This is a genomic window from Streptomyces sp. ATLC9 (assembly GCF_057196705.1).
This window is the reverse complement of the sequence record NZ_JBXUOY010000010.1, coordinates 18,197-38,192: the sequence shown is the minus strand read 5'-3', so window position 1 is coordinate 38,192 and position 19,996 is coordinate 18,197. Positions and strand designations below refer to the sequence as shown.

The following is a 19,996-nucleotide window of genomic DNA, read 5'->3' as shown; positions in this document are numbered from 1 at the left end:
AGAGGGGACAGCGCTCGTGGCCACCTCCGCACCATCCGAGCCGACGGCAGACCACTGGACCGTGCCCGCCGGCGCGGCGGGCACCTTCTCCTGGGCGTACAACGACGGACGCGAACGCCTGCTCGCGCTCTACCAGCGCGGCAAGGACCGGCAGTGGGACGCCCAGCGCCGGATCGACTGGAACCTCGAAGTCGATCCGGCCGATCCGCTGGGCACACCCGACGAGGCGCTGCCTCTGCACGGAACCGTGTACTGGGACCGTCTGGGGGTCGAGCGGCGCAGCGAACTGCGACAGCACTTCGCGGCATGGCAGTTCAGCCAGTTCCTCCACGGTGAGCAGGGCGCCATGATCTGCTCGGCCCGCATCGTGGAGAGCGCGCCGGACCTCGATGCCAAGTTCTTCGCGGCGACCCAGACCATGGACGAGGCCCGGCACGTGGAGATCTTCTCCCGCTTCCTGCGGGAGAAGATCTCTCTCAGCTACCCGATCAACGACAGCCTGCGCACGCTGCTGGACGACACGCTGCGCGACTCCCGCTGGGACATGCCGTACCTAGGCATGCAGGTCCTCGTCGAAGGGCTGGCGCTGGCCGCGTTCGGGCTGCTCAGGGACACCACGAGTGAACCCCTTCCCCGGCACCTGCTCGCCTACGTCATGCAGGACGAGGCCCGGCACGTGGCCTTCGGTCGCATGGCCCTGCGCGACCACTACCGCGAACTGAGCGCGGCCGAACTGGCCGAGCGCGAGGAGTTCGTCATCGAGGGCTGCCACCTGATGCGAAACCGCCTGCGTGGCACCGAGGTGCTGGAGAACTTCGGGGTGCCGCGCTCCGCGGCCGTCCCCATCGCCGAAGAGAGCAGCTACCTCAGGGCCTTCCGCCGGACACTCTTCTCCCGGATCGCGCCGTGCGTCAGGGACATCGGGCTGTGGAGCCCCGAAGTACAGGAGGCGTTCACCGACCTCTGTGACGGCGACGTGCGCGGCGGTGACCTGGACCGGCTGATGCGCCAGGACGACGAGATCGCCGAAGCGCTGGACGGGCAGCGGTTCACCACTGAGGAGGCGGCGCGCGCCGAGGAGATCACCGAGATGATCGCCCTGGGCGGGGAGGCCCCGGTCGGCGCCGCCGATGACCCCGCGTAGAGCGAGCAGCCACCTCCGTGCGACCGTCGGCCCGGCACCCGAGCAGTCCGGGCTCAGCCACCCGCGCAGGCGGCGGGCGGGCCCGGGAACGGCTGGACGACCTGCTCTCCTCTCCGGCCGGGACGGAGGCGTCCTCACCGCCCCGGTCCGTGCGCCGGGCCCGCGTCGCGACCGGCGACGACGTGGCCTTCCGCTGCGGAGGCACCGTGCGGGGAACCCCTGTCCCGGCGGCTCCATCACCGTCCGCGGCCCCGCGTCTCGGGAAAGGTGCGCTTGACCACGCCCCCTTCCCTTGTCGCCGGACCGGTGGGCCGAGTTCTCCTCGGCACTGGCACGATGTGCGGCGGATACGTGCTGGATCTCGAGGGCCGGGCGCCCCACCGCGAACAGCTCGCGGAGTGTGTGCCCAGGGAGCCGGCTTCGGTCTCGTCGCTGCGGCTGCTGCCTCCGCCTCCCGGGCGGCACCGGTGGGCCCCGCGACGGGAACCGCTGAGGGGTGACGTCCACGTGCGTGAGCGGGTCCGCTCCTTGGAGAGGGACGGACTGGCGGTGGCCGCCGAGGAGCTGCTGAACCAGGCAGCGCTCCAGACCCTTCACCCGCCCTGGAGCAGTATGGCTGCTCCGCGCCCCCGGCCGGGAGACGTTCCGGATCGTCTACCGTGTCCACCACGTTCTGCAGGCCGGTGCGAGCGCCGCCCATGCCGTGCTCGCCCTCCTGGCCGACCGGGTGGCCTCGGGGCCGCGGCCCCATCGTGCCGCGCCGCCCACGATGGCGGGGGTTCTGTGCGTCGGACAGTCCATCCCGGCCGCTCCGCGTCCGCTGGGCCCACGCGGAGGTGACCGAAGCCCGCCTACGAAAGAGGGCAGCCCGCCACGACGCCACCGTCGACGACGTGCCGCCTCGGAGAGGGTGAGCCCCCACGACTTGCCAGCCGAGCGAGACGTGTGCGGGCGCGGGAGGAAGCCGTCGATCCCGTGCCCGTGCCGGCGGGCGGGTACGGGCAGACGGCGAACGCCGGTGCCGGGGATGCGTGACGGCTCGGGCGCTCAGCCTCCGCTCGGGGCGCGAATCGCTTCCCGGCGAGTATTGATCCGAAACGGTTCGGGTTCTGGGGCGTTGGTGGGGTGTGAGCGACCTGGTGGGAGACGCGCGGCGTCTGTCGCCGTCGGCGCGGGAGGCCCCGCGGCTGCGGGCAGTGGCCGCGCTGTTGGCGGGGCGGGACCGTGAGGACGTGGCGGCTGGTGGGCGAGCTGATCGCGAAGCTGTACCGGGTGCGGCCGGCCGAGGTCGGGGGTGGGCAAGTACCTGAGGCGGTGGGGCCTGTCCTTCCAGCGACCGGACAAGCGGGCCGTCGAGCAGGACCCGGAGGCGGTGGCGCCGCCGACATCAGGAGATCTGGCCGGCGATCCGGGCGAAGGCACCGGTTCTCGGTGAACGCGATGTCGGCGATCAGCACCGAGGACCGGATCGCCGGCCACTTCGACCACAAGGTCCACCTCGTGGTCGACGGACACTCCGCCCACCGCTCCAAGAGGGTCCGTGACTGGCTCGCCGCCCACCCCGACGACGTCGAGTCCCGCTTCCTTCCCGCCCACTCGCCCGAGCTGAACCCCGACGAGCTGGTCAACGCCGACCTCAAGCACGGCCTGCCCAAGCAGCACCGGGCCCGGAACCAGGCCGAACTCGCCGCCGGGACCCGCCGCTTCTTCCGCAGGCGCCAGCGCCGGCCGCACATCGTCCGCGGCTACCTCGGCGGCCCACACATCCGCTGCATCCTGGACGGGGACCCCATGAGTTCCTGATCAATATGACAAAGCGACACGGCACCATCGGGTCGAGATCCAGCGGCTCAAGACCGCGGTGTTCCGGCACCTCGACTATCCCGACGCCCGCCAGGCCCTTCAGGCCGTCCACTGACGCAAGGACCTGACCAGCGGAAAGCTGTCGATTCAGCGTCTCTGCTTCGTCACCAGCCTCCCCGCCGGCGCCGAGCCGGCCGACTGGATCCGCGGCCACTGGAAGATCGAGGACCAGCCCCATCACGTCCGCGACACCATGTTCGCCGAGGACACCTCAAGGATCCGCAGCGGCAGCTCGCCCCGCGCCATGGCCACCTGGCGGAACCTCGCCATCAGCGTGTCCCGCCAGGACGGCCACACCAACATCGCCGCTGCCTGCCGCCACACCAGCAGCGCTCCCCGACGAGCACTCACCACGCTCGGCATCACATGATCAATCAGACAGATCGACCGCACGCAAAGACCCTGCACCCGTGGAACAGGCGCCGAGGCCGGCAGCCAGACAGGTCGCCAGTGTGGTTGCCAGGGTCGTGCGTAGGAGCTTGGTCATCGTGCCACTCCGTCGTGGGAGACCGGTAACAGCGCGCAAAGAGGCCCAGGTCTGCCCTGCCGGGCGGCGGGTTGTACACCCCTCCACCGAAGTGTTGTGTTACACAGTAATGTAAAATTACATTGACAGGAAGGCGGAGTTCTCGTTACTTCCCCGTGCCCGACGGCGCTCACAGCGCTTTCCTGCGCCAGGCGTGGTGCATAGCCGAGTCCGACCACCACCCAACTTCCCGGAGCCAGCATGACCTCACCCTCAGCCCGCCTCACCACGGGCAGTCACGACCTTCCGGTCTCCCCCTCCCTGTCGTCGTTCATGAACAGCGGCTGGGCTCCCTCCCGTCTGCCCGGTGACGTGCGTGTCCCCGGCTGCCAAGCCACCTCGGTCCGGCGGGCACGGCTCTCGGAACGCTTCCCCGGCGAGCGGCTCATTCTGCCGGCCGGTAATCTCAAGGTGCGGTCCAACGACTGCGATTACCATTTCCGCCCCCACACCGCCTACGCCTGGCTGACCGGCCTCACCGGCGAGGACCAGCCGGGCAACGTGCTGGTCCTGGAGCCCTCCGGCCCTGCGGGGCACCACCCCGTGCTGTATATGCGGCCTCGGTCCTCGCGTACGGACGAGGAGTTCTACCGCGACCGCCGGTACGGCGAGTTCTGGGTCGGTCGCCGCCCCGACCTCGACGAGGCAGCACAGCTCACCGGCATCGAGTGCCGCCACCTGGACGAGCTGACCGTTGGGCTGTCCGGGCCCCAGCCCCTCACTCGGGCTCTGACCGGGATCGACGGTGCCGTTGACACCTTGGTCGAGCTCCGAGCCTCCAGCGAAGCCGAGCGGCTGCGAGAAGAAGAGTTGGAGGCCTGCCTGTCCGAGCTTCGCCTGATCAAGGAGGCATGGGAGGTCGAGCAGCTCCAACTGGCCGTGGATCACACCACGGCGGGCTTTGAGGACGTGGTTCGTGCCCTGCCCCAGGCACTGCGTCACCACCGCGGCGAGCGGTGGGTCGAAGGGGTCTTCAATCTCCGGGCCCGCGCGGAAGGAAACGGCGTGGGGTACGAGACGATCGCGGCCGCCGGAGCACATGCCTGCGTACTGCACTGGGTACGCAACGACGGCCCCCTGGACCCCTCTCAGCTCCTACTCCTGGACGCCGGGGTGGAGACCGACACCCTCTACACCGCCGACATCACCCGCACCCTTCCCCTCTCGGGACGTTTCTCCCCCGTGCAACGACAGGTCTACAACCTGACCCTGGCGGCCCAGGAGGCCGGTATCGCCGCGCTCCGCCCAGGCGCCTCGTTCCGCGACTTCCACCGCGCTGCCATGAGAGTGATCGCCGAAGGTTTGCGCGACTGGGGCGTGCTGAAGGTGCCCGCCGACGAATTGAGCGGAGACAGCGGCCCGCACCGCCGCTACACCCTCTGCGGCAGCGGCCACATGCTCGGTATGGACGTGCATGACTGCGCCAAGGCCCGGGCCGAGGCATACATCGACGGGGTGCTGAAGGAAGGCCAAGTCCTCACCGTCGAGCCGGGTCTGTATCTGCAGCCTGACGATGAAACCCTGCCGGTCGAACTGCGGGGCATGGGCGTGCGCATCGAGGATGACCTGGTGATTACCAAGGACGGTGCGCGGCTGATGTCTTCCGCGCTTCCCAGGACTGCGGATGGCATCGAGGAGTGGATGGGCACCCTGCTTCAGGGATGACCGAGCCCGTCTGTCGTCGGGGGGGGGGCGCGGACGGTCGAACGCCCCCCCTCCCCGCCTGTGAAGCTCTGCCGGCTCCGTGAGGTCAGCGGGCACCGAGCTTCCGCAGCGGGGGCCTCTTCTCGGGTGTCTCCTTCTTGCGTGCGGCCCACAGGGAGCGCACGTGCGCCAGGTGGTGGCGCATGTGTTCCTCAGCCGCGGCGGCGTCGCCGGCCAGCATGAGATCCAGCAGTTCGGCGTGTTCCCGCGCGGAGGCCACCAACGCTCCCGCTTCCGCGAGTTCGGTGAGGCCGTAGAGCCGGGAGCGCTTGCGCAGGTCACTCACCGTTTCGACGAGACGGGAGTTGCCGGCCAGGGCGAGGAGGTCGAGATGGAAGCGGCGGTCGGCCTCCAGATAGCCGATGAGGTCACCGGCACGTGCGGCGGCCACGATCTCCTCGGCCATGGGGCGCAGGGCCTCGAGTTGTTCCCGCGTGGCGGACCTGGCCACCTTGCCGACGGTCGGGATCTCGATCAGAGAGCGGATCTCGGTGAACTCGTCCAGATCCCGCTCGGACAGTTCGGTGACGCGGAATCCCTTGTTGCGCACCGCTTCAACAAGCCCCTCGCGCGCCAGGTCCAGCATGGCCTCACGGACGGGAGTGGCCGAGACTCCGTACTCGGTGGCGAGGGCGGGGGCGGAGTAGATCGCCCCGGGCTGCAGTTCGCCCGCGATCAGCGCGGCACGGAGGGCGTTGGCCACCTGGTCACGCAGGTGCTCTTGTACCGAAACGAGCTTCCGGGGTTTGAGCTCACTCATGGGTTCCCCTCCGTGGGTTTGTGATCCCACTATACAATGTCACGTTGTGCGACACTTGCGCCATCCTCGGCACGATCAATCAGGTCACGCCGGGGATCGGGGGGTGCCCGTCTCTCGGCGGTTCAGGTTGATGCGGCGGGCAGGAGGGACACCGTGCGGCTGGAAGTGTAGAAGTCCATCGCGACGCGCCCTTGCTCCCTCATCCCGTAACTGGAGTCCTTCTCCCCTCCGAAGGGGAGGTGGAAGTCGACACCGGTGGTCGGAGCGTTCACCCGCAGCATGCCCGTGGTGAGGCGGTCGACCGCCGAGAGTGCTTTCTCCAGGTCGCCCGTGTGCAGCGACGCGACCAGGCCGTAGTGACCGCTGTTCGCAGCCTGGACCGCCTCGTCGAAGTCCGCCGCCCCCGACAGCACAGCGATGGGGCCGAAGACCTCACGGCGGTGCAGCTCGTGTGCGGCGGGCACGTTCTCCAGCAGTACCGGATCGGCGTACCAGCCCGCTGCTGCGCCCGAACCGCGCCGACCACCCCCTGCCAACACACGTGCCCCGGCGGCGAGGGCGCTGTCCCGGGCCCGGAGGACACGGTCGCGGGCCGCTTCGGAGATGACGGGGCCGCATACCGCGGCCGCCGCGTGGGGATTGCGGGCGGGCAGCTCCCGCAGGGCCTCCGCCAGCGCCTCGCGCAGCTTCGGCAGGGCGCCGCCCACGGCGATCACCCTTCTGGTGGCGGTGCACTTCTGACCCGCGTAACCGGCGATCGCCGCGGCGATGTCCGCAGCCGCCCTCCCCATGTTGGCGTCCGGCAGGACCACGGCGGCGTTGTGGCCGCCCATCTCCGCCTGGGCGGGGATGCCGCGGGCTGCGGCGGCACGGACCACCACAGCGCCGACGGCGGTCGACCCGGTGAAGGAGACGACATCGGCCAGGCCGATCAAAGCGGCGCCGACCTCGGCACCCCCGGGAACGACCTGCAGAACGTCCGCGGGCAGGACCTCCTTGAGGATCTCGGCCAGCCGCAGAGCGCACGCGGTCGCCTCCGGTGCGGGCTTGAGGACGACGGCATTGCCGGCGGCCAGGGCCGGAGCGGCCTTCCATGACGGGATGGCCAGCGGGAAGTTCCACGGGGTGATCAGGCCGGCGGTGCCGTGCGGGCGCCGCCGGGTGAGCAGCAGTCCCGGTCCCGAGGCCGGCTCGTGCACCGTCCCGGTGGCGTCGTAGGGAAGCTGAGCGTAGTAGCGCCAGATCGCCGCCGTGCGCGCCAGCTCGCCGCGGGCCTCGGCGAGTGGCTTGCCGACTTCTCTCACCAGGAGTGCGGCCAGTTCCTCTGACGCGGTCTCCACGGCGTCTCCGGCGCGGCGCAGGGCCGCGGACCGCGCGGCCGCGCCGGCGGCGAGCCACTCGCTCTGGGCTCGGGCAGCCCGCCGCACGGCACGGGGGACGGTGTCCGGGCCGCAGTCGTACAGCTCGATGAGGATGTCGCCGGGATCGGCGGGGTTGCGGGAGATCACCGGGCTGTCGGCCGCCGGGGCGGGAGGGGTGTTCACAGCAGGAAGCCTTCCGGGAACGGGTCTGTGGGATCGAGGAAGAACTGGGCGGTACCGGTGATCCAGGCGCTTCCGGTGAACGTCGGCACCACGGCCGCCCTGCCGGCGACTTCGGTCTCCTCCACCAGGCGGCCGGTGAAGGAGGTGCCCAGGAAGGACTCGTTGACGAAATCGCGGTGCAGAGGGAGTTCCCCGCGGGCGTGGAGCTGCGCCATTCGCGCCGAGGTGCCGGTGCCGCAGGGCGACCGGTCGAACCAGCCGGGGTGGATGGCCATCGCGTTCCGCGACCGCCGGGCGTCCGACCCCGGGGCGAGGAGCTGGACGTGATGGCATCCCGTGATCCCGGGATCCTCCGGGTGCACCGGTTCGCCTGTGGCGTTGATCGCGGCCATCACCTCCAGACCCGCGCGCAGGATTTCCTCCTTGCGTGACCGGTCGAAGGGCAGTCCCAGCTCCTCGACGGGGAGGATGGCGTAGAAGTTGCCGCCGTAGGCCAGGTCGTAGGTGATCTGCCCGAAGCCGGGGACTTCGATCTTTTCCCCCAGGCCGACAGCGAAAGAGGGGACGTTGCGCAGTGTCACCGCGCGGGCGGCGCCGTCGTGAACGTGGACCTCGGCAGTGACGAGCCCGGCCGGTGTGTCCAGCCGGACGGTGGTCACCGGCTCTGTCACCGGCACCATGCCGGTCTCCACCAATACGGTGGCGACTCCGATGGTGCCGTGCCCGCACATGGGCAGGCAGCCGGACACCTCGATGTAGATGACCCCCCAGTCCGCCTCAGGGTGGATCGGAGGCTGCAGGACCGCACCGCTCATCGCCGCGTGCCCACGCGGTTCGTACATCAGCAGAGTGCGGATGTGGTCCAGGTGGCGCATGAAGTACGTGCGTCGTTCGGCCATGGTGGCCCCGGGGACCGGTGCGATTCCTCCGGTGATGACGCGCGTGGGCATGCCCTCGGTATGTGAGTCGACGGCGTGGAAGACACGGCGACTGCGCATGGCTCTTCTCCTGCGGACTGGGGGGTGTCGGGGGTGCCTGCGGGACGGGTCAGTTCAGCCCCTCGGCCAGGACCTTCTCCGTCACGGACCGCACGGCGACCTCCGCCTCCGTGTCCAGCGGGGAGCGCGGCGGGCGACAGGGGCCGCCACGGCGTCCGGCGATGTCCATCGAGAGCTTGATGGCCTGCACGAACAGGTGCTTGGTGTCCCAGCGCAGCAGCGGGTGCAGCGCTCTGTAGAGAGGCAGTGCGGTCTCCAGATCCTGGGCGATGGCGGCCCGGTACAGTGCGACGCAGGAGTGGGGCAGGGCGTTGGGGTAGCCGGCGATCCAGCCGACGGCGCCGGCCAGGGCCATTTCCAGCAGGACGTCGTCGGCGCCGATGAGCAGGTCCAGGCCAGGGGCGCGCTCGACGATCTCGTAGGCCCGTCGCACGTCGCCGCTGAACTCCTTGACCGCGACGATGTGCTGCTGCGCGTGCAGATCGGCCAGGAGCTGCGGGGTGAGGTGGACGCGGGTGTCGTAGGGGTTGTTGTAAGCCACCACGGGCAGCCCGACACCTGCGACCTCGGCGTAGTGGGCGCGGACCTCCGTGTCGTTGGCGCGGTAGGCGTTGGGGGGCAGCAACAGGACGGAACCGGCGCCGGCTTCGGCTGCCTGCTCGGTCCAGCACACAGCCTCGGTGCTGCCGTAGGCGGCCGCTCCGGCCATGACCCGGCTGCCGTCCCCGGCGGCCTCCACCGCGGTCCGGATGACGCGGGCGCGTTCGTCGTCGGTGAGGGTCTGGTACTCCCCCAGGGAGCCGTTGGGGACGACGCCGTCGCAACCGGCGTCCAGCAGGAAGCGGACGTGTTCGGCGTAGGCGTCGTAGTCCACCGACAGGTCTTCCTTGAAGGGAAGGGCGGTGGCCACCATGACTCCGCGCCAGGGGTGTTCGGAGCTGTGCTGGGATGCGCTCACGTTCGGTTCTCCATGGGTTGGGCGAATCCGGCCGGGCCGGTTCTCGGGAGGGTTGGAGGTTCTGGTCGGGTTGCGCCGGTCAGGGACGTCCCTGAGGCCGGTGCCGGGCGAGCTGGACGAGGGGGACGGGGCGGGACATCGGGCGCCGGTCCACGCTCACCGGTGCGCTGCCGTCGCCGGACGCAAGGCAGGAGACCGCGGGGCCGCACATTCGTCCCTGACACCAGCCCATGCCGGCCCGGGTCAGCAGCTTGGCCGTGCGCGTGTCGCCCGCGCCGAAGGCGTCGACCGCCTCGCGCACGGATGCGGCATCGATTTCCTCGCAGCGGCAGATCTCGGTGTCGCCTCGCAGCCACTGGGGCCAGGCCGGTCCGGGCCGGTGAACCCGGGCCATGAGGTCGGCGAAGGCCCGCAGCCGGGTGGCACGTATGCGCAGCGCCGCAGCCTTGCGCGCGGCAGCGGTCTCGCCGCGCGCCGCGGCAGCGATCGCGCGGGCGGCCAGTTCTCCCTCGCACAGGGCGAGCCGGGCGCCGCCGACGCCGTTTGTCTCGCCTGCCGCCCATACGCCTTCGACGCTGGTGCGCAGGGAGGAGTCCACCGCGAGGGCGGGTGTGCCGTCGGGTGCGGTGCGGGTAGCACAGCCCAGTTCCACGGCGAGTTCGAGCTGGGGTACCAGGCCATGTCCTACCGCCAGGGCGTCGCAGGACAGGTGTTGCTCGGTCCCGGGCAGCGGCCGCCAGTCGCCATCCAGCCTCGCCACGGTCACGCCGGTGACCCGGTCGGTCCCATGGGCCTGGACCACGGCGGTCCGGGTGCGCAGCCGTACCCCCCAGCGGGCGAGCGCCGCCGCGTGCCGGACTCCTTCGGCGAGCTTGCCGGGGTTGCGCAGCAGCGGCCCCGGTCGGCGGATGTAGGGCAGGTAGCCGTTCGCCTCTAGGACGTACGGCACGCGGGCCCCGGCGGCGGACAGCGAGGCGGCCGCGGCCAGCAGCAGGGGACCGCTTCCGGCCACGATCACGCGTCGGCCCGGCAGTACCAGGCCGGACTTGATCATGGCCTGGGCTCCCCCGGCGCCGACGACTCCGGGCAGCGTCCAGCCGGGGAAGGGCAGCTGGCGCTCGTAGGTGCCGGTCGCCAGCAACAGATGATGCGCCGGCACGCTCTCTCCTGGCGCCTCGTCGGTGTTCTGGTCGCCAGGCACGGTCGCGGTGGTGAGCAGTGTCCAGCGGCCCGCGTGGTCGCATGATTGTTGGATGGTCCACACCTGTCGTCCCGGCAGGTACCGGACCCGGCCGGCTTGCTTGTGCTGACGCAGCCGGGCCTCCAGGGCGGTGAAGGCGGGCCAGCCGTGGTGGAGGGCCTCGGGGTGCCGCGCTCCCAGGCTGGGTGCGGGGTGGCGGTAGTACTGGCCGCCCGGCCTGGGTTCGGCATCGACCAGGGCTACGGTCAGCCCCGCATCGGCGGCGGTGACGGCCGCAGTGAGTCCGGCGGGGCCGGCGCCCACGACTGCCAGGTCGTACGGGGTTCCGGGGAGCTCAGCAGGCGAGGTCGGCACGGCCGTCTCCTTCCTGGGGAGTGACGGTGTCGCCGTCGTGCGCCGGCACCAGGCACGCGCGCTGGTTGGGGCGGCCGTTGACGGTGATCAGGCAGTCGAAGCAGACTCCCATCCCGCAGAAGGCACCGCGGGGGCGCTCGCCGCGGCGGGTGGTGCGCCAGGAGACGATGCCCGCGGCCCACAGGGCGGCGGCGATGCTCTGGCCGGGCAGTGCCGGGAGCTTCCTGCCGTCGTAGTCGATGCTGATGGCGGTCTGGGGCTCGGCCCGCACCAGCCCGGCCGGGGTGCGTGACATGGGGCCTCCCTGGGGTGTCGACGGGTGGTGGTCGCCGGTGCGGTGCCACGTGCTCATGCGTGCTGGACCTCGGATTCGAAGCGGTCGGGGCGGAAGGGGGCGAGGTTCAGCGAGGGCTTTTCCCCTGTCAGGGTCTGGGCGAGCAGCAGTCCAGTGGCCGGTGCCAGCCCGATCCCTGCGCCCTCATGTCCGCAGGCGTGGTGGAGGCCGGGGACGCGGGGGTCGGCTCCGACTGCCGGGAGGTGGTCGGGCAGGTAGGGCCGGAATCCGTGGTAGGCGCGCAGAATGGAGACCTGGGCCAGGACGGGGAAGAGGGTTACCGCGCTGTCAGCCATGCGCCGCAGAGCCTCGGTGGACAGGGCCCTGTCGAAGCCGGTGCGCTCCCGGCTGGATCCGATCAGTACGGGACCGGCCGGTGTGCCCTCGACCACGGGAGATGTCTGGAGAGAGGCTGAGTCGCTGGCGACGTCGGCGACGTAGGCGGCGGCGTAGACCTTGTGCCGCACCACGCGGGGCAGGGGCTCGGTCACCAGGACGAAGCCCCTGCGCGGCATGACCGGCAGGGTCGTCCCGGCCAGGGCGGCGATCTGCGCTGACCAGGTACCGGCGGCGTTGACCACCACCGGGGCCTTCAGCTCGCGGTGGGGGGTGCGCACGCCGTCGATCCGCCCTGCGGGGGTTACCAGCACCTCCGTGACCGCCTCGCGCAGGTGGAGGGCGGCGCCCGAGCTCTGGGCGGCGCGCAGCAGGCGGGACGCGGCGAGGGCGGGCTGCACCTGGGCGTCCTGGGGGTAGTGGACGGCCCCGGCCAGGCCGGGGGCCAGGTGCGGCTCGAGGGCCGGCAGCTGGTCGGCGGGCACCTCTCGGGCCACGACACCGGCTGCGGCCTGCCCTGCGGCCATGCGGCGCAGCGCGGACCACTCGGTGTCGTCCGCGGCCACCACGACGCCGCCCTTGGCCTCGTATTCGATCCCTTCGGGCAGCTGGGCGGCCAGGTCGCGCCACAGGCTCGCGGAGAGCTGGGCGAGATCGAGTTCGGGGCCTGGGGGCTTGTCCGAGACCAGCAGGTTCCCCTCCCCTGCCCCCGTCGTACCACCGGCCGGGCTGCCGCGGTCGACGACGGCGACGGCGAGTCCGGCGCGGGTGGCGTAGTAGGCGCACGCGGCACCGACGACTCCCGCGCCGATGACGACGGCATCGACGGTCTGTCTCATGAACACCACAGTAATATGTCACATGCTTCTGTGGTAGCCCAGAAGGCACCCTTTCCTTATGTCACACCTCATTAACGTGCGTAGTGCTCTGCCCGGGCCCTGTGGCAAGGCCACGGTGCCGGGGCGGGCGGGGTTCCTTCACCCGCCCCGGCGGTCAGTGAGGGGGCGGAGGGGTCAGTACTCGGTCTTGACGGTCACCCCGGAGAAGTCCTCCGCCGCGGCCAGGCTGATGTAGTTCCAGCCGGCCGCCGGGTTGGTTACGGTGAGCGTCTCGCTGTTGCCCGCGCCCGTGGACCGGCTGGTGTAGGTGGTGGTGGTCGCCCAGGTGCTGTTGCTGTAGTAGAGGTCGGCGTTGCCGGTCCCACCGGACGAGGTGATCTTCAGTTGCCGGGTGCCGGCGGGGAGGTAGATGTAGAGGTAGGCGTAGTTCCCGGCGGTCGCGGTCAGGTTGCTGCGCTTGCAGTTGCGGCCGAGCTCCCGGGTGTCGCTGCCGGTGCACTCGGGAGTGGGGTCCGCACCGCCGACGGCGATGCTCCGGGCGGCGGTGCTGGTGGCGCCCTTGTCGTCGGTGACGGTCAGCTTCACGGTGTAGGTGCCCGCCGCTGTGTAGGTCTTGGAGGGGTTGGCGGCGGTGGAGGTGGTGCCGTCTCCGAAGTTCCACGAGCGTGAGGCGATGGTGCCGTCGGAGTCCGTGGAGCGGTCGGTGAAGTTCGCCGTCAGGCCGCTGACGGCGACGGTGAAGGATGCGGTGGGTGCCTGGTTACCGGGCGGATTGGTGGAGCCGCCGCAGTCGCCGGCCGCGCACCGCGACAGCCAGCTGTACCAGTCGCTGTTGTAGCGTGTGCCGATGCTGCCGGTCAGGTAGGAGCGGGCCGCGTTCCAGTTGCCGGTGCGGTAGTAGCCCAGGACGGTGTCCGTCTCGGCGCGGTGGGACTGGAGCATGTAACGCACGGCGAGGTAGCCCCAGCGGTAGACGCGCGTGGAATCGTGGCTGTAGGTGGTGTCGAACAGGGTGCTCAGCGCGTAGGTACGCTTGCCTGCCTCGGTGATGGCCGCGTCGTAGCGCAGGTTGCGGTAGGAGTAGGACACGTACTCGGCGAAGCCTTCGATCCACCAGATGGTGGGGGTGGCGACGTTGGCGCTGAAGTCGCCGTACATGTTGAAGCGGCCGTCGAGGTAGTGCGTGTATTCGTGGTTGAGGTTCCAGATCTCGAAGGCCGGACGCACCCACTCGGCCTCGTAGGCGATGAAGCGGGCCTGGTTGCCGACGGCGGAGGGGTTGCCCTCCAGGTACATGCCCCCGTTGTTGGTGTCGATGCCCCAAGTTGCCCCGGCGTAGGTCCGGTAGTCGGTGCTGCTGTCGTAGACGACCACCTCGAGGCTGGTGTTGCGGTCGCCGGCGACCGGGCCGCTGTCCTTGGCGATGCTGTGGAAGTAGGCGTCCTGGTCGGCCAGGCTGCGGCAGGTGTCCGCCAGCTGCGCCGAGGTCATCTGTTGGGCGCGGATGCGGAGACTGGCGCTGCAGGTGTGGTTGATCACCAGGATGTCGGCTATCAGGCGCTGCTGGAGGTTGCAGGTGCCGTAGTAGCCGCAGTTGGCCTTGTCGTAGCTGTCGGTCATCTCGGCGATGCCGACCCACAGCGGGGCGGTGGCCCCCTTGATGGAGCTCTGGTTCAGCAGCCCGGCCGCCTGCGGCCGGACCGTGTTCTGCATCGAGGTGTGCTGCAGGAACCGGGCGTGCTCTCGCCCGGCGTTGGAAGCCAGGTAGCTCTGGTCGGTGCCCAGGAGGTTCCTGTGGGAGGAGGCGAAGTTGTGCAGTGTGTCCAGGATGCTGCGGTCAGAGGACACCGCGGCGACGAAGGCGGGCACCTGGTGGCCGCGGAAGAGGACGGTGTAGACGTTGTTGACTGCGGTGAGCATCCACCAGGAGGAGTCGTAGGTGCTGTCGTAGCCGTTCAGCAGCCGCTTGACGACGTGCAGGTAACGGGCGTTCTCCTCGGCGCTGTCGATCAGGGTGACGGCTTCGGCGAGCACCTCGCCGTTGGCGTCGGTGACATCCCGGGAGCGGGGGCTGGCGAAGAACGCGTCGAGTCCGGCGCGGATGGCGGTCCGCAGACTCGGCCCGTAGGTGCCCACGGTGGCCTCGTTGTACCAGTGCACGTAGTAGCCGGCGCGCAGGTAGAGCACGAGCTGCGGCATCCCGGTGCCGCCGTTGCCGGGGTAGGAGACGGAGCCGTCGCGCAGCGCGTAGGCGACGCTCGTCATCTGGCTCTCGCGGAAGGCGTGGTAGGCGTCGCTTCCGGTGAGGCTGAACAGAGTGTTGATGCAGTCGGTCGTGGACGCCTTGATCTGCCGCACCAGAGCACTGCCGGTGCGGCTGGTGAAGTCGCTCGTGCTGCAGCCGGGCACCGCTGCCGCCGAGGCCTTCCCCTTCTTGGACGCCTTCTTCTCCGGGTCCGCCTGCATGGACGGTCTCTGCCGCGGCGAGGGGGAGGCGGGGTCGTCGTAGTCCCGGCGCAGCGCGTCCTTCGTCGAGGGCAGCGGGGCACGGTCCTCGACCTTCAGCGGCTTGTGACGCACGTGCTCGGGATCGTCACCCGCCCCTGTCTGCACCGAAGCCTGGGGCGGTACGTCCTTGGGGGCCTGCTGTTCGGTCGGCTTCTCACCCGCACGGCCCGGGACGGCGTGTCCCGGAGCGGCGAGCATCCCGATCCCGAGGCACAGTGCCAGGATCAGCACACTCAGCCTCGCGAGAGGGAGTCGGGCATTTTCTGTTCTCACTCGCTGCCTCCAGCGGGAGGAAGGGCCGTATGGGGGCACGGCCGGGTGGGGTGTCCACACGACGGGCCCGGAGGAGTAGCGGGGAGGCACACCCCCGGATTGTCATGGGCACATCTCTAAGATGTGACAGGTAATATTGCACATGCCACTTCAGGTGGGAAGAGTCCGAAGTGAAGGGATGGGAGGCGCGCCTGGAGTTCGGCGCGTCCGGCGAGGAGCCGCCGCGCTCCCTCTGCGCCGAGCGCGGCGGCCTTCGCCCGGTCAGCCGGCCGGGAGCGTGACTCCCAGAGAGGAGAGCGCGCGGCTGATCGGCTCGTGGAGCATGCCGCAGCCGCTGTTCGGACCGCCGCCGAGGATGCCGTGCGCGGTGGATCCGTGAACATTCGGCGTCAGGAGCACGGCAGGAAACAATATGGCGGGTGTCATTTCACATATCAAGGGTGACGTTTCAATTTCCGAGAATCCACTTGCCGTGTGCCGGTGGACTCCCTGGTCAGCAAGACTGGTCCTCCTGGTAGGGCTTGGTCAGGTTCACTCGCTGGTGGTGTGCCCGGTTGAGGGGCTGTGTCGTTGACCGGTTGTGTCGGCTGGAGAGTTGACCGCGGTCCGGTGTGATCTGGAGGACTTCGCGGCAGAGGTGTTCGAGTCGTTCGCGCGGGCGGACCAGCGTCGGTGGGGCGGGGTGTATCTGCGAGGGCTGCTGCTGGACGGGCAGCGCAAATCGGTGGAGCCGATGGCCGCCCGGCTGGGCGAGGACGGCAACCGCCGGGCGCTGGCGCACTTCACCCTTGAGGCCGTCGCAGACGAGCATGAGGACGTCGTTCACGCCGCGGTTCTTGAGCTCGGTGAGGATGTGCAGCCAGTGCTTGGCGCCCTCCCCGCCGTCGCCGGCCCACAGCCCCAGGATCTCCCGCCGACCCTCGACGGTGACGGCCAGGGCCACATAGATCGGCCGGTTCGCCACGGCGCCGTCCCGGATCCTCACGTGGATCGCGTCGATGAAGACCACCGGATAGACGGCGTCGAGCGGCCGGCTGGAGCCATTCGGTCATGCCGTCCAGGACCTTGTCGGTGATCAAGGTGCTGGGTTCACACAACCCGGAACGTGGTCAACGCCCTGCCGAGATCGGCCCAGCCCGGCGCGAAGAAGGCGCTGCAGGAGATCACAGGCGCCGAGGACCGCGCTCACGCCGAGAAGGCGGTGAAGGCCGCGGCCATGGCCTGGTCGATCGCGAGGGTGACGATCGTGACGCCCACGGCAGTCGCTGTGACGGCCAGGCCCAGGCGGTCCGCTCCGCCTGAGCGGGGCGCGGCGGGCATCTTGACCGCCACGAAGACCAGAGCACCGGTGGTAGCTTCGACGGGGACGCGGGCCAGGAGCGGGCCTAAGAACAGGCAGGAGGACAGAAGCAGTCCGGTGACGATCGCCGTGATCCCGGTGCGGGCGCCGGCTCGGATGCCGACCGCGCTCTCCACGAAGGCTACGAAGCCGGAGGATCCGGTTGCGGATCCGGCCACGGTGGCGCCGGCGTCGACGATGAGCACCTGACGCATACCGGGCACCTGTCCGTTGCCGTCCTGCAGGGGGGTGTGCGCCGACAGGGCCACCGCCTTCGCGAGGCCACCGAAGAAATCGAGGGCGAAGAGCACGAGGACGATGCTCCACGCCCTCGGGTCAGTGATGACGGTGAGGTCGAAGCGAAGTGGTGCGGCGCCGCTGCCGTGGACGCCGTCGTGGACGGCGTCGGTGCGGATGCCCGCGAACGCGCAGTGCAGCGCGGCGGCCGCGATGCCTCCGAGTACCGCTGCGGCACGGGCGCCCACGGCATCCAGAGCCAGGGCGACGGTGAGGCCGATGTAGAGGGCGATGGCAGGTGGTCCCGTCCAGTCGCCCAGGCCGGACAGCCTCCCGTCGGACGTGGTGACGAGGTGGGCGATCTGCAGGCCGATGAGTCCGATGAACGTGCCGACCGCGGCGGCGAGTGCCGAACGCATCTGCGGGGGGGGGGATCGCGTTGATCACGGCCTCACGCAGCCGCAGCAGGGACACCGCGAGCATCGCGATGCCGGACCAGAACACCATTCCCAGTGCCTCGGGCCAGGTGAACTGTACTGATCTTCGTGGAGTTCCTGAAGCCTGGGTTACGCCCCCAGGCGTGAGGAGAGCCACGAGCAATGCCGGCGCGTAGATATCCTGATGAGCTGCGTGAGCGCGAGGTCGGCTCGACCGGCCGTCCAGTGGCGCACGTCGCCCGCGACCTCGGCATCCACGAGGAAGCCCTGAGGTCCTGGGTCCGCCAGGCCGAGGCCGACACCGGCGAGCGTGAGGACCGTCTCACAACCGCCGAGCGCCCGAACCAGCTGTGGCCGGCGGACCTGCCCTGCGTCCGCACCTGGTCGGGCTGGGTCCACGTCACCTTCGTGCCGGACGCGTACTCGCGCCGGATCGTGGGCCGGCGGGCCGCCGCCCACCCGCGCACGGACCTGCCGCTGGACGCGCCGGAGATGGCGCCGTGGCGGCAGAGGATCAAGAAGGACGCCGATCTCATCCATCACAGCGACCGCGGGTCGCAGTACGTGTCCATTCGGTACACGGAGCGTCTCGCGGAGGTCGGCGCCTCGGCGTCGGTCGGGTCCGTCGCGGACAGTGTCCCGGTGGGTGAGGAGATCCTGCGGATCGCTCCCTCGGCAGTGCGCGAGCCCGACGAGATCCACCGGTTCGTGGGCGCCCTGGACGGCATCTGGTCCGAACTGGGAGCGGCCCGGCAGGTCTGAGGCCCCGGAGGTCACCGTCCGGGAGGGCCGGGGGGAGCGGGCCCGGTGTCCCCGGTTCCGTCTCCCGGCTCCGTGCCGGTCCAGATCCTGCCCATCTCGGCGGAGGCCGCCATGACCTCGTCGAAGGTTCCCGAGGTCTCCACCCGCCCGTCCACGAGCACCACCACGCGGTCGGCCGCGCTCAGCAGCGCCGGCCGGTGGGAGACCGCGAGCACGGTGCGCGTCCCGTCCAGCAGCCTCTCCCACAGCAGGTGCTCGGTCTCCGGGTCCAGGGCGCTGGAGACATCGTCCAGCACCAGCAGTTCGGGGCCGCCCGCCAGCATGCGGGCGATGGCGACGCGCTGGACCTGCCCGCCCGACAGGCGCAGGCCGCGCGGGCCCACCACGGTGTCCGGTCCGTCCTGCATCGTCGTGAGGTCGGGCTCCATCACGGCGAGACGGACGGCCTCGTCGAAGGCCGCGTCGTCCCGGCCCAGCAGGATGTTCTCCCGCACCGTCGCGCTGAACAGCCGCGGGACCTGCGGGGTGTATCCGCAGCGGGGGGCGACCAGGAACGACGCGGGGTCGGCGACGGGTTCGCCGTTCCACAGGACAGTGCCCCTGTCGTGCGGCAGCAGTCCGAGCACGGCCCGCACGAGGGTGCTCTTGCCGGATCCGACGCGGCCGGTGACCACGGTGACGGTGTGCCGCTCCACCACCAGGTCCACGTCCGCTATGCCGTGGGGTGTGCCGGGGTGACGGGCCGTCAGTCCGCGGACGGCCAGCTCCCGCAGGGGCGGGGCGGGGCGCGGGCCGGTGTCCGGGGCGACGGCCCTCCCTTCCGCTTCCGGTGCGGGGGGCGGGCCGGTCCGCTCCAGGACCCACCGCAGCCGGCCGCCGAGGAAGCCGGCGACCCGCCCGAGCGCCACGGAGACCCGCTGCAGCCGTACGGACAGCATGCCGATCGAACCGAGGGCCTCGGTCAGGATCTGCAGGTAGAAGGCGAACAGGGCGAGGTCGCCGACGCTGAAGGCCCCCTCGTCCATCCGGCCCGCCACCAGCAGGAGCACCACGGCGGTCCCGATCGGGGCCGCGTTGCCGATCACCGTACGCTGGACGACGGCGCACAGTTCCTCGCGCACCGCGGCTTGGGCACGGGCGCCGTTCAGCCGGGTGATGTGCGCGGCGACCTGCGGTTCGGCGGCGGCTGCCTGCACCGCGCCGACTGCGCCCACCATCTCCCGCAGGGCTCCCGCCACCTCACCGGAGGCGGTCCGGGTGGCGCGCCGGTAGCGCAGGAACCGGCTGTGTGCCAGTGCGGTGACCAGCGTCAACAGGACGAGGAGAGCCAGGAGGGCACCGGTGACCACGGCGTCGACGCGCATCATCACCGTGACCGACGCGGCGACGAACAGCCAGTGGGCGAGGTTGGTCGGCGCCCAGGCGACGAAGAACCCCGTCTCGTCGACGTCCTCGCCCACGGTGCGCAGGGACTCACCGGGCGTGGTACGGGCTGTCACCTCCGGCCCGCGCAGAGCCGAACCGAGCAGGGCGTGCCGCAGCCGGGCCGCGGTGCCGTACTGGACCCGCGGCTCCAGTCTGGTGATCACCACGCCGAACTGCAGGAACAGGCGCCCCGCCTCGATCCCGGCCACCAGCGCGATGATCAGCCATACGCCACCGTCCGCGCCGAGGGTGTCGAACAGCCGCTGGAACAGCAGCCCCACCGCGAGCGCGCCCAGCCGCAGGAGGACCCATAGACCGGCGAGGGTCCAGCAGGCACGGGCGGACCCGTGCAGCACGTCCACGAGCCGCCCCAGGACGGACCGCCGCTCCACCTCCCCGGCCACGGGCCCCGTCCGCTCCGCGGGCCGCAGCCGGGTCACGGTCCGTCACCGCC

15 protein-coding genes and 5 pseudogenes are annotated in these 19,996 nt (G+C 70.7%); 8 read left to right on the top strand and 12 right to left on the bottom strand.

The genetic code is table 11. From position 1 onward, the window contains the following. The first annotated feature begins 16 nt into the window (after positions 1-16). The 3 genes from AC2CJA_RS02380 to AC2CJA_RS02370 all read left to right on the top strand — a co-directional run bounded on the left by AC2CJA_RS02380 (position 17) and on the right by AC2CJA_RS02370 (position 2,947). Positions 17-1,144, top strand: coding sequence for a ferritin-like domain-containing protein (locus tag AC2CJA_RS02380; RefSeq protein ID WP_484600956.1), 1,128 nt, complete (start codon positions 17-19; stop codon positions 1,142-1,144). A 1,294-nt stretch (positions 1,145-2,438) separates the two neighbouring features. Next, positions 2,439-2,579: a helix-turn-helix domain-containing protein gene (locus AC2CJA_RS02375; RefSeq protein ID WP_484600955.1), complete on the top strand. Its 141-nt coding sequence runs from the start codon at positions 2,439-2,441 to the stop codon at positions 2,577-2,579. 5 nt (positions 2,580-2,584) lie between these two features. Continuing rightward, entirely contained in the window at positions 2,585-2,947 is a 363-nt protein-coding gene (locus AC2CJA_RS02370) for a transposase (protein ID WP_484600954.1), read from the top strand. 237 nt (positions 2,948-3,184) lie between these two features. Here the strand turns inward: AC2CJA_RS02370 and AC2CJA_RS02365 are convergent, their stop codons facing one another. Continuing rightward, positions 3,185-3,361 (bottom strand): hypothetical protein, encoded by a 177-nt coding sequence (locus tag AC2CJA_RS02365; protein WP_484600953.1) that lies wholly within the window; start codon positions 3,359-3,361, stop codon positions 3,185-3,187. A gap of 373 nt (positions 3,362-3,734) precedes the next feature. On the opposite strand from AC2CJA_RS02365, the gene AC2CJA_RS02360 reads away from it, so the two are divergent. Further along, on the top strand, positions 3,735-5,198 hold the full coding sequence (locus AC2CJA_RS02360) for an aminopeptidase P family protein (RefSeq protein ID WP_484600952.1): 1,464 nt from the start codon (positions 3,735-3,737) through the stop codon (positions 5,196-5,198). Between the two features lie 85 nt (positions 5,199-5,283). Here AC2CJA_RS02360 and AC2CJA_RS02355 read toward each other — a convergent pair whose 3' ends face one another. From AC2CJA_RS02355 to AC2CJA_RS02320, 8 genes are all read right to left on the bottom strand, one after another. Further along, complete coding sequence (locus AC2CJA_RS02355) at positions 5,284-5,997, bottom strand: GntR family transcriptional regulator (RefSeq protein WP_484600951.1); 714 nt, start codon at positions 5,995-5,997, stop codon at positions 5,284-5,286. Between the two features lie 122 nt (positions 5,998-6,119). Beyond that, a complete protein-coding gene (locus AC2CJA_RS02350; protein ID WP_484600950.1) occupies positions 6,120-7,541 on the bottom strand; it encodes an aldehyde dehydrogenase family protein in 1,422 nt (473 codons plus the stop codon). Then, on the bottom strand, positions 7,538-8,539 hold the full coding sequence (locus AC2CJA_RS02345) for a proline racemase family protein (RefSeq protein ID WP_484600949.1): 1,002 nt from the start codon (positions 8,537-8,539) through the stop codon (positions 7,538-7,540). The genes AC2CJA_RS02350 and AC2CJA_RS02345 overlap by 4 nt, the downstream gene beginning before the upstream one ends. Before the next feature lie 49 nt (positions 8,540-8,588). After that, entirely contained in the window at positions 8,589-9,452 is an 864-nt protein-coding gene (locus tag AC2CJA_RS02340) for a dihydrodipicolinate synthase family protein (RefSeq protein WP_484600960.1), read from the bottom strand. 124 nt (positions 9,453-9,576) lie between these two features. Continuing rightward, complete coding sequence (locus AC2CJA_RS02335) at positions 9,577-11,052, bottom strand: FAD-dependent oxidoreductase (protein ID WP_484600948.1); 1,476 nt, start codon at positions 11,050-11,052, stop codon at positions 9,577-9,579. Continuing rightward, the gene (locus AC2CJA_RS02330) at positions 11,033-11,347 is read right to left on the bottom strand and encodes a (2Fe-2S)-binding protein (RefSeq protein WP_484600947.1); all 315 of its coding nucleotides are present in this window, start codon (positions 11,345-11,347) and stop codon (positions 11,033-11,035) included. The genes AC2CJA_RS02335 and AC2CJA_RS02330 overlap by 20 nt, the downstream gene beginning before the upstream one ends. A gap of 53 nt (positions 11,348-11,400) precedes the next feature. Next, positions 11,401-12,561: an NAD(P)/FAD-dependent oxidoreductase gene (locus tag AC2CJA_RS02325; RefSeq protein WP_484600946.1), complete on the bottom strand. Its 1,161-nt coding sequence runs from the start codon at positions 12,559-12,561 to the stop codon at positions 11,401-11,403. Between the two features lie 174 nt (positions 12,562-12,735). Continuing rightward, entirely contained in the window at positions 12,736-15,342 is a 2,607-nt protein-coding gene (locus AC2CJA_RS02320) for a collagenase (protein ID WP_484600945.1), read from the bottom strand. Positions 15,343-15,922: 580 nt separating this feature from the next. Here AC2CJA_RS02320 and AC2CJA_RS02315 point away from each other — a divergent pair. Next, positions 15,923-16,126: pseudogene (locus tag AC2CJA_RS02315) on the top strand (transposase); the annotation flags it as partial. On the opposite strand, the pseudogene AC2CJA_RS02310 reads toward AC2CJA_RS02315, so the two are convergent. Then, positions 16,127-16,433: pseudogene (locus tag AC2CJA_RS02310) on the bottom strand (transposase); the annotation flags it as partial. On the opposite strand from AC2CJA_RS02310, the pseudogene AC2CJA_RS02305 reads away from it, so the two are divergent. Further along, positions 16,421-16,567 (top strand): annotated as a pseudogene (locus AC2CJA_RS02305) (IS256 family transposase); the annotation flags it as partial. The pseudogenes AC2CJA_RS02310 and AC2CJA_RS02305 overlap by 13 nt on opposite strands. On the opposite strand, the gene AC2CJA_RS02300 reads toward AC2CJA_RS02305, so the two are convergent. Beyond that, positions 16,528-16,896: a hypothetical protein gene (locus tag AC2CJA_RS02300; RefSeq protein WP_484600959.1), complete on the bottom strand. Its 369-nt coding sequence runs from the start codon at positions 16,894-16,896 to the stop codon at positions 16,528-16,530. The pseudogene AC2CJA_RS02305 and the gene AC2CJA_RS02300 sit on opposite strands and share 40 nt — an antisense overlap. Before the next feature lie 621 nt (positions 16,897-17,517). Here AC2CJA_RS02300 and AC2CJA_RS02295 point away from each other — a divergent pair. Both AC2CJA_RS02295 and AC2CJA_RS02290 read left to right on the top strand, forming a co-directional pair. Beyond that, positions 17,518-17,682 (top strand): annotated as a pseudogene (locus AC2CJA_RS02295) (transposase); the annotation flags it as partial. Positions 17,683-17,685: 3 nt separating this feature from the next. Next, positions 17,686-18,117 (top strand): annotated as a pseudogene (locus AC2CJA_RS02290) (DDE-type integrase/transposase/recombinase); the annotation flags it as partial. 11 nt (positions 18,118-18,128) lie between these two features. On the opposite strand, the gene AC2CJA_RS02285 reads toward AC2CJA_RS02290, so the two are convergent. After that, positions 18,129-19,982 (bottom strand): ATP-binding cassette domain-containing protein, encoded by a 1,854-nt coding sequence (locus AC2CJA_RS02285; protein ID WP_484600944.1) that lies wholly within the window; start codon positions 19,980-19,982, stop codon positions 18,129-18,131. Positions 19,983-19,996: the final 14 nt, after the last annotated feature.